The 9495-nt window shown below is 40.6% G+C and carries 1 protein-coding gene; it reads right to left on the bottom strand.

Features of this window, described 5'->3' with window-relative positions; genetic code table 11:
• Window positions 1–9388, bottom strand: a 9388-nt coding sequence (locus tag HMPREF9331_RS00565; RefSeq protein WP_016419254.1) for a hypothetical protein, incomplete at its 3' end; no start/stop codon positions are given.
• Window positions 9389–9495: the final 107 nt, after the last annotated feature.

Genomic DNA, 9495 nt, shown 5'->3' with positions numbered 1-9495 from the left:
CAGTATCATTACCAATTACATCTACTGTTCCTCCTGTCTTAGGTACAGACTTGTCCGTATCTGGGTTCAGAACAATGTTCGCTGGCACTACTACCTTAAGTGTATTTGTTTGGCAATTAGTAGTGCTTGCCTTTTCACATACTTTATAAGTAATAATATGTTCGCCTGGTGCAAGACCACTTGGTACGTTAATCTTACCTGTAGTAGGATCTACAGTAGCACCTGTTCCATCATCGTCTGTTATAGAAATATCTACATTGTCTTTGGTAGCAGGGTCTCCACCTATAGTTACATTATCAAGAACATCTACAGGCCCACCTGTCTTAGGTACGCGCTTAGTTGCTGGATTAACTACTATATCATTACCTGTTACCTTTACAGTAGCTGTATTCTGCTTACATGTCTGAGCTGCTCCTGTAGCGTTATCACATACTTTATACACTATAGTGTAATCACCCGCTGGAGTTCCCTGTGGCACTACAATCTTACCAGCATCAGTACCTGTGGTGATGATGCTTGGTACAGTTGTACCTGTAGCAGGGGTTACCACACTTAGAGTTACATCGTTTGGAGCAGGGTTAGTGGTAGCTCCATTGATGCGTACATTGTCTAATACATTACCAATTTCTCTTGGTGTAGTACCTGTAGCAGGCTTACCTGTATAAGTAGCATCATTGCTTACTACCTTATTGGTTACCACTACTTTTACAGTACCTTCATAAGATTCGTTGGCTGGGTCAGCTACTTCTTTGATCTTATATTTAAGTTCGTATACACCAGCATCCTTACCTGCTTTTACTTCTACTTTACCATCTGCTTTGATTTCTATATCAGTTACAGATTGGGTAGTTTCAATAGTTACTAAGGAGTTGTTAAGTCCTATTGTAGTACCCAACTTATCATTGGCCAATACATTGAGATCAGTACCACTCTTCTTCACATGCTGAGCGGCATTGGCATCGTACTCTACAATGGCATTGTCCATATCATTGTTAGCTACGATAGGTTTAGCACTTACTCTAATCTTAGCAGTAGCTGTCTGGCAAGATTGTGCTGCTCCTTGAGCTTTATCACATACCTTATAGGTTATCTCATAATTACCTGCTGGTGTTCCTTGAGGGATCTTTATCTTACCAGCATCAGCTCCTGATGTTTCAATAAATGGTACAGTAGTACCTGTAGCTGCTGTTACTATACTTACAGTTACATCATTCACATTAGGGTTAGAGGTTGCATCGTTGATACGAACGTTATCCAATATATCTCCTTCGATGGCAGGTGTTGCATTTTGAGAAGGCGAACCACTATAGTTAGCTGTTGTATTGACCAACTTATTAGTTACTACTACTTTTACTGTTTTTTCAGCAGAGGCAGCGGAGGCAGGTTGTCCTATCTCAGTAATCTTATACTTAACAGTATATTCACCTGCTGGGGTACCTGCTTGTACATCCACTTCACCATTAGTAATATCTATATTTACATGAGGATTAGCAGGAGTTGTCTGGGTTATTGTTACTTCATTCTTAGTAAGACCTGTGCGACTACCGAGCTTATCATTGGTAAGTATATTCACATGGTTAGCACCATTACTTACTACTGTTTGTGTTGTAGGATGTTCTACCTTGTAGGCAGAGAAATCATCATCTTGTGGAGTGATGGTATTTCCTGTTACATTGACAGTAACGGTAGCTGTCTTACAAGTCTTAGCTGAGGCAGGTGTTACCTTATCACATATAGTGTAAGACATGGTATGGTTACCTGGAGCTACTCCTGAAGGGATCATCACCTTACCAGTGGTGGTATCTACATAAGGCTTCTTAGGTGAACCTGGTGCATCAGGTGTAGCAGTAATTGTTACATTACTTATATTTGGCGTACTACCATTGATAGTAGTTTGATTCAATACATTACCTATTTCCTTAGGTGTTGTACTATCCTCAGAAGGATTTACTGAAGGTATAGTGAAAGAGTTTACTACTATTTTATTGATTACCACTACTTTAGCAGTAGCTTCACCTGAGGTAGTTGTTTGTCCTTTTTCAGTAATCTTATACTTGACTTCATATACACCTGCTGGGGTGTTAGCCGCTACCTTTATCTGACCAGTAGCTGTATCTATATTTACAGCTGATACTGGAGAGGTTTGAGTGATAGTAACTACATTAGTATCAAGACCTGTACGAGTATCCAATTTGTCATTGGCAAGTACATTTACAGGATTAGAACCATTCTTGACTACTTCTTCCGAGCTAGAGTGTTCTACTTTGTGGGCAGAGAAGTCATCATTTTGAGCCACAATTGTATTTCCTCCTGCTACAGTGATAGGAAGGGTTACTTCCCCTGTGCAGGTCTGTGGTGTTACCTTATCACATAGCTTATACTTAATGGTATAAGTACCAGGTTTCACCCCTGAAGGGATTTCCACCTTACCTGTAGTGGTATTGATACTTGGCACAGGGTCTCCTGCTACTGGTGGAGTAGCATGCTGCGTTACCGTAATATCTACCTGCGATGTATTTGGTTTGTTTCCGTTAAGCGCAGTTTGGTTCAATACATCTCCGACTACCTTAGGTGTTGTTGCACTTGTTGAAGGTGTAATAGACGGAGTAAGGGTAGCTGGGGTAGCAGTCAAGGTATTCTTTACCTTTACTGTTACAGTAGCCACTGCGGACTCGTTGGTTGTATTCTTTTCTTTAATCTTATAAGTAAGGGTATATACACCTGCTGGTGTAGAAGCCGCTACTTCTATTCTACCATCAGACTCTATACTTACACCTGTAGCAGTAGTTACAGGGATGATATCCACTTGGGTAGTGTTAGGTGCTACGCCACTGAGCCTATCGTTGGCCAATACATTGAAGGTAGAACTATCAGCATTCTTGGCATAGGCTACAGAAGTAGCAAAAGTAAGGGGCTCTGGATCATCATTGTTAGCCTGTATGGTACTATTGTTCACAGTAAGTGCTATAGTAGCTGGAGCACCACATAGGGATGGGTTGTTCTTGTCACAGATCTTATAAGTAATGTTATAAGTAGCTGGCGCAAGTGTACCCCCTGGGATATGTATCTTACCATCAGAGGTTACAGTAGCTCCTGTACCATTAGCATTGACAATGCTTACCACAGCATTGGCTGTAGTGGCTGGAGCACCATTTACGCTATCGTTAGAAAGTACATTTATATCTCCTCCTGTGCTACGTGCTACGGTTGCTGTATCATTGTTTGCAATGAGTCTGTTAACCGTAATTTTCTTCTTCTCAGTCTTTTGAGTACCGAAAGCATCCGTTACGGTAAAGGTTACCTCGATCTCACCTACAGAACAAAGGTCAGTAGGTTTCACTGCTGCATAGTTATTGGTTATATTAGCTGTACCACAACCTACGGTAGCTGTTGCTGTACCTAACCAAGCGTTCACTTGAGAGGTAACAGTAGCTGCTAGATCTGCACAGTTGATAGATAGGTTGTTAGTTGGCGCTGTAATAGTTGGCTGAGTAGTGATATCTACTATATAAGTAACTTTTACTCTATCACTTTCACAACCCTGAGACGTTGCCAAAGCCACCCATTTCTCATAGGTTGTCTTAGCCGTTTTGTTTCTATCTACCTGAGGGTTAGCAGCAGTGTTTCCTGTATCATCAGTATACCACTTAAGGGTATGTCCAGCAGGTACAGTGGAGGTAACCAAAGTTGCCATATCAAAGTTACCCGTAGCAGGACACTCTGTTTTAGTCTGTACAGTAGGAGTTGCTGGCTTAGGCACTACTGTAAGAGTTGCTGGTGCAGAAGTGATGGTAGCCTCTCCACAGAAACTGTTATTATAGATATAACTATATTTTACTCTATATTGTTTGTTAGGACTAGCTGAAGCTACATTACTAAGAGTATAAGTAACATCCAATCCAGGAGTAACTGTACCTGTAGCACCGGCACCTGTAGCATTTGCCCAAGTAGCTCCATTATTAGCAGACTCTTCCCATTGATAAGTAAGAGTTCCTCCTAAGTAAGCTGTACCTACATTAGCTTTGGAAACTATACTAGCTGTACTGCCCTGACAAGCCGATACGTTGGCCGGCTGCGTAGCTACCGATAAAATACCCGTTGTGTTGGCAACCACAAGAGAAGAAGGACAAAGTTCTACCATAAAGCCTTGCCCACTACCAGTCGTCCAGAGATCCTCTACATAAAGTTCGGTAAATGGCTTAACAGATTCTACACGAATCGCCACATCAGTAAAGATCCTTGTGGTAGAGGTGATCTCATCACCACTGAGAGTAGCTGTATTGCTACAGTCATATATCTTAGTAAGGGTTGCACTACTACAGTTGGTAGTAATCTTAGCCTTATCTACTCCTTCTACACCTTGATTACTCATCAAAAGTAACCATACTTCAGCGGAAGTTACCGGTTGAGAGAAATGATAGGTAACCTTGCTTGCATTTGAGGTTTCTTTTCTTAGCAAAATATAACCTGCTGAATAAGGTTGACCACTACACTGAGTTCCATAAGAAGGACTTCCTGTAGGTGTTCCTCCGTCAAAGCTACGTGTCACCTCTACATTGCTCATTGTTTGTTTGTTGCTGCCTGTTACTGAAGCTCCAAACTGAGGTACAGGAAAAGCAGCACAGTTACTCACTCCTACTGTCACGGATTTATCCGTAATGGAAGTAATACAACCATTCTTCTCTATTTTGGTAACATTAAGAGTAACATCTTGTGTAGTAGTATAAGGTACTGTAGCCACACCAGAACCATTAATCTGGGCAGTCAGAGGTGTCCCTCCATTCAGCGTATAGGTAACTGTAGCATTGGCCGTTCCGCTTATAGTAAAACTAATTGGCGTAGAAGCTCCGTTCAAAATGTAACCCGGAGTCGCTTCTACCTTCGTTACCTTAGGCAGTTCGTTTATGGTAATAATAGCCGCATTTGTTGTAGCTTTCACTGTCACTGCTCCACAGCTAGTTGTATAGCTATATTTCAAACGATAGTGTGTAGTTTGAGTAAGGGTAGCTGGAACAGTATAGGTAACCGAACCTGTAGTTGTTGTACCAGATGCTCCCGTACCTGTAACATTACTCCAAGCTGTACCATTAGCGCTCTGCTCCCATTGGTAGCTCATTGGTGTATTCGCTGGCAAACCTTTTAGGGCTGCCACTGCGCTAAGTGATACGGTTTGACCACTACATACTGAAGCAGATAATGGATGCTTGCTAATATCTATCGTTACAGGTTTTACAGAAGAAGGACAAAGCTCCACTAGAAATCCTGCACCATTACCAGTACTACTATCCCAAAGATCTTCTACATAGAGTTCAGTAAATGTATCAGAAGATTCCACACGGATAGCCACGTCTGTATTGACTCTATCGGCAGAGGCTACTGTATTTCCTGTCAAAGTAGCTGAATTACTACAATCATATACTTTTGTGAGGGTTGTGCTACTGCAATTGGTGGTAATCTTCGCCTTGTCTATACCTGGGCTAAGCGGTGTGTTGCTCATAACAAGCAACCATACTTCAGCAGAGGTCACTGGTTGAGAAAAACGATAGGTGACTTTACTTGCATTTGAAGTTTGTTTTCTTAGTATCGCATAACCGATAGGATAATAAGGGAGACAAATACCTGAATAGCTTAATGTAGTAGCTATAGGAGCTCCTCCACTAAAGGTACGTGTTACCTCTACACTGCCCATCATCTGTTTGTTAGTACCTGTTACAGTTGCTCCAAACTGAGGTGATGGCAATGAGCCACAACTCTCTCCCGACTCACCTATTTTTAGATGTAAATCAGGATTTACCGTACAATTCTTTTCCAACTGAGTAATGGCTACATCAGTGGTTTGTGAAATTGTTCTGGTGAAAGTATGCACTCCTCCTGTCAAGGTAACTGTTTCAGGAGTACCTCCATCAATAGTGTAAGTCACTACCGCATTGGGAGTTCCCTTAATAGTAATCGTGACAGGTGTAGCCACTCCTGAAACAATCGTGTTTGGAGAAGCCTTAAATTCAGTAATCTCTACCTTATCATTTACTGTAAGAGTTGCTGGTGTAGAGGCTTTTGTCACCTCTACCCCTGGTAGCAATTCATAGGTATAGAGCACTCGATATTGTTTATTAGGAGTATTTTTAGTTATGTTAAACAAATTTAAAGAGGTAGTACCTCCACTGGCAATAGTCCCTGAAGTAGCTGATATAGCAGAAACTGCATCTACCCAACTTACTCCATTATTAGTACTTTCTTGCCATTTGTACTTAACTGTACCTGTTGCCCCATTTTTAAGCACTGCTTTAGAAGTAAAGGTTGGGCTTAAGGTCTCACAAGTGGTTTGGCTCTGCGGGTGTTGTGTAATATCTATAAGCTCCACTGGCTGAACAGAAGCAGGGCAGAGCTCTACAAGTGCTCCTGTAGAAGCAGAGGTATGCAATACTGTTAATTTTGTAAAAGGTTTATCTGAAGTTACTTTTACAGCAACATCTGTTACATTATTAGAAGCAGATACTTCACCATTTGCTGCTACAATAGCATTCCCATAACAGTCATATACTTTTGTAAAAGTCAAATTACCATTATTAGTAGATAACTTCATTCTGTCTAATCCTCCTCCTGAATCACTCATCAGCATAAGCCAAATTTCTACTACTTTTATTGGTTTGTCAAACACATAAGTTACCTTAGTGCTGGTTGCATCTACTAAAGTATATCCAACAGGATAATTCTGAGTACTACAGAATTGATAGAAAATCGATGTGTTCGCATTAGGTGTACCTCCATATTCTCTTATTACATTTACTCCATTCATAGGAGCTATAGAGTTTTGATTCTGTGCAACAGGGAAAGGAAACTGTCTTGCAGGGCGTATCTGACCGCCACCAAAGCACTGTGTGGTAGTTGTTACCGCTCTTCCTTTCATATTGGTATAAGTCTGTTCACAGCCTCCTAAGGTTATTTTGCTTACGCTTAGCTCAACAGTTTGTGTATGTGTACCAGCAGGTATAGCTGGGCTATTACCAGTTGCATCAAGGGTAGTAGTCTGTACAGATCCGCTACCTATTCTATAGGTAACCACAGCATTAGGTGTTCCTTCTATAGTAAAGGATACAGATGTAGAAACTCCCGGACTAAAGGCTGGCGGATTTGCATTGATAGCGGTCACCTCTGGCAAGGCTGTTACTGTAAACTTGAATACATTGGAGTAGTTCTCCCCTCCACCTGAACAAAGACTACCATTACTTGTATATTTTACACGATAGTATCCTTCACTAGCTGCCTCATTCTTAATGACAAATTGTTTTGTGTTATCTGCTGAAGGAATGAAGTTGGTATACTTCTGTGTAGGATGGTCTGTAAAGGAGTTAGGTGCACCTGTAGCACTATACTGCAAGGTATAAGTAAGCCTATTACCTACACCTGTCCTAAGATTGGCATTAGCTGTTATGGTTGTATTTGCTTCATTGGCGCATACTGTTATAGGTGTATATGCTGGAGCAATTATATTAATAAGGTCAGCCTTAGCAAGTACCTCTACCTTGGCAGTGGCACTCTTTACCTGACCACAAGAACCTGTCACTTCTGCATAATAATAAGTAGTACCTGAGATAGCTGTAGGAGGCGTAAAGGTAGCTGCGGTAGCAGAAGGAATGAGAGTCCCCGTAGTTGTATTATCCACAGTATTGCTATACCATTTATAAGTAAGCGTACCTTCTCCAGTAGCCACTACCGAAAGAGGCGTAGCAGTACTACCCACACAATAAGCTGCTGCTTGTGGAGAGGTGGTAATCACTGTTGGAGCTTTTACTGTAAGAGTAACCTCATTGGAATTAGCTGTTCCTGTTACAGAAGGGAAAAGTGAATTCTTATAGACATACTTCACCCTTACCTTAGCATTATTATAATCTGTTGTTTTGAGAGCATCTCCAGTGAAAGTATGTACTGTTCCAGGAGTAACATTGGCCTTAGTTTCCACAGTTACCCAATTGGTAGTACCTGATTTCTTAGCTTGAAGTATATAGTCAAATTTGGCTGTAGAAGCGAAAGCTGTTGCATCGGCCTTTGCCTTGTATACAGGTGCCTCTCCGTCACAAACTGTCTGATTAGTAAGATTACTTATTCCTGCATCCAATGTAATAAAATCATCAACATTAGCTTTTGTAATAGAAGATGCACAAATCTCTACCAAATAGCCCTTTCCAGAGCTTGTCCCTGTAGGTGTAAGATCATCTAAGACAATTTCTGTAAATGGTTTAGTAGAAGAGACCTTAATCCCTACGTCAGTTGTAATGAGCTTATTATCTGCACTTTTTACCACTCCTGTACTACTATTAACAGTTGTTCCTGTAGGTATACAGTTATAGGTTTGGGAAAGGGTCATTGTTCCTTCTCCATTAATAGAGAATTTTACCTGATCATAACGATTTGGATGTTGAGTATCTTCACTCTCCCCAAAAGCAAAAAGGAAAATTTCTGCAGAAGTAACAGGTGCTTTGAACTTATAAGTCAATTTTTTAGCTCCTGTATCTCCCATATATGGTAAGTTAGCAGGATAGTTTATACTACTACCACAATAATTTTGAGATCCCAAGTTAGCAAATTGACTTGCATCAAGAACACGCTCTACCTCTACCCCATTAAGGGTTTTAGTTGCCGAAATTGCCCCTGCAAAGTTATTGTTTATATTGGTTGGGTTACAAGCACTTGTATTAAGTGGCTGAATAGAGTTCAAACAAATCTCCACGTAGAAGCCCGCTCCTCCTATGACACCTCCTCCTGGTTCATGATAGGTTAAGGTAAGTTCTGTAAAAGGCTCTGTAGAAGTAATCCCTACTTTGGCATCCGTCGTTGTCAATTTTTTGGATCTTACCTCATTTCCATTTACAACCTCAATAGCATTAGCAGTACAAGAAGATCTGCTATTCAAGGAAATGGTTCCTTTATTAACAGTAAAGATCACATCATCTATCTGATCTTCAACCCTTGTTTTATGACCACTATACCCAAAAGCAGCCAAAAACACTTCGACATCCACTACAGGTTTGCTAAACTCATAGGTAATTTTGGTCACTTTATTAGAATCCATAAAAGGATACTTTTTACCCCCATACTTTGCCTGACGGTTTATGCTACAGTAAGTCTCTGCTGGAGTACTGGTATCCTGATTTGAATACATAATTTTATCACCACTCCGATTTCCTGCACTCAAAGTACGAGTAACTCTTACGCCTCTAACATCGGCATATTCTTTTACTAACTTATTGGTAGCAGTCCCTATTCTTGTATACGCTACAGGCTCAGGCATACTTTCACAAGTCTGTTGCGCCCAAAGCCCTGAGTACGAGAGTAGTAATACTGCAATGGTAAATAGGTTAATAATCCGTTTTTTACTTATTTTTATCATCTTACAATTATTTTAATGATATTTTCAGGTGCAAAAGTAGGACATTTTTTTTAATATCCAATACTTTTTCAAACTTTTTTATCAAAAGTTATTCACCTTATTTAAGG

Origin of the sequence: Capnocytophaga granulosa ATCC 51502 (genome assembly GCF_000411115.1) — a bacterium.
Lineage (GTDB): Bacteria > Bacteroidota > Bacteroidia > Flavobacteriales > Flavobacteriaceae > Capnocytophaga > Capnocytophaga granulosa.
Note: the sequence above shows the minus strand (reverse complement) of the source record. Positions and strands in the feature narration are given on the sequence as shown.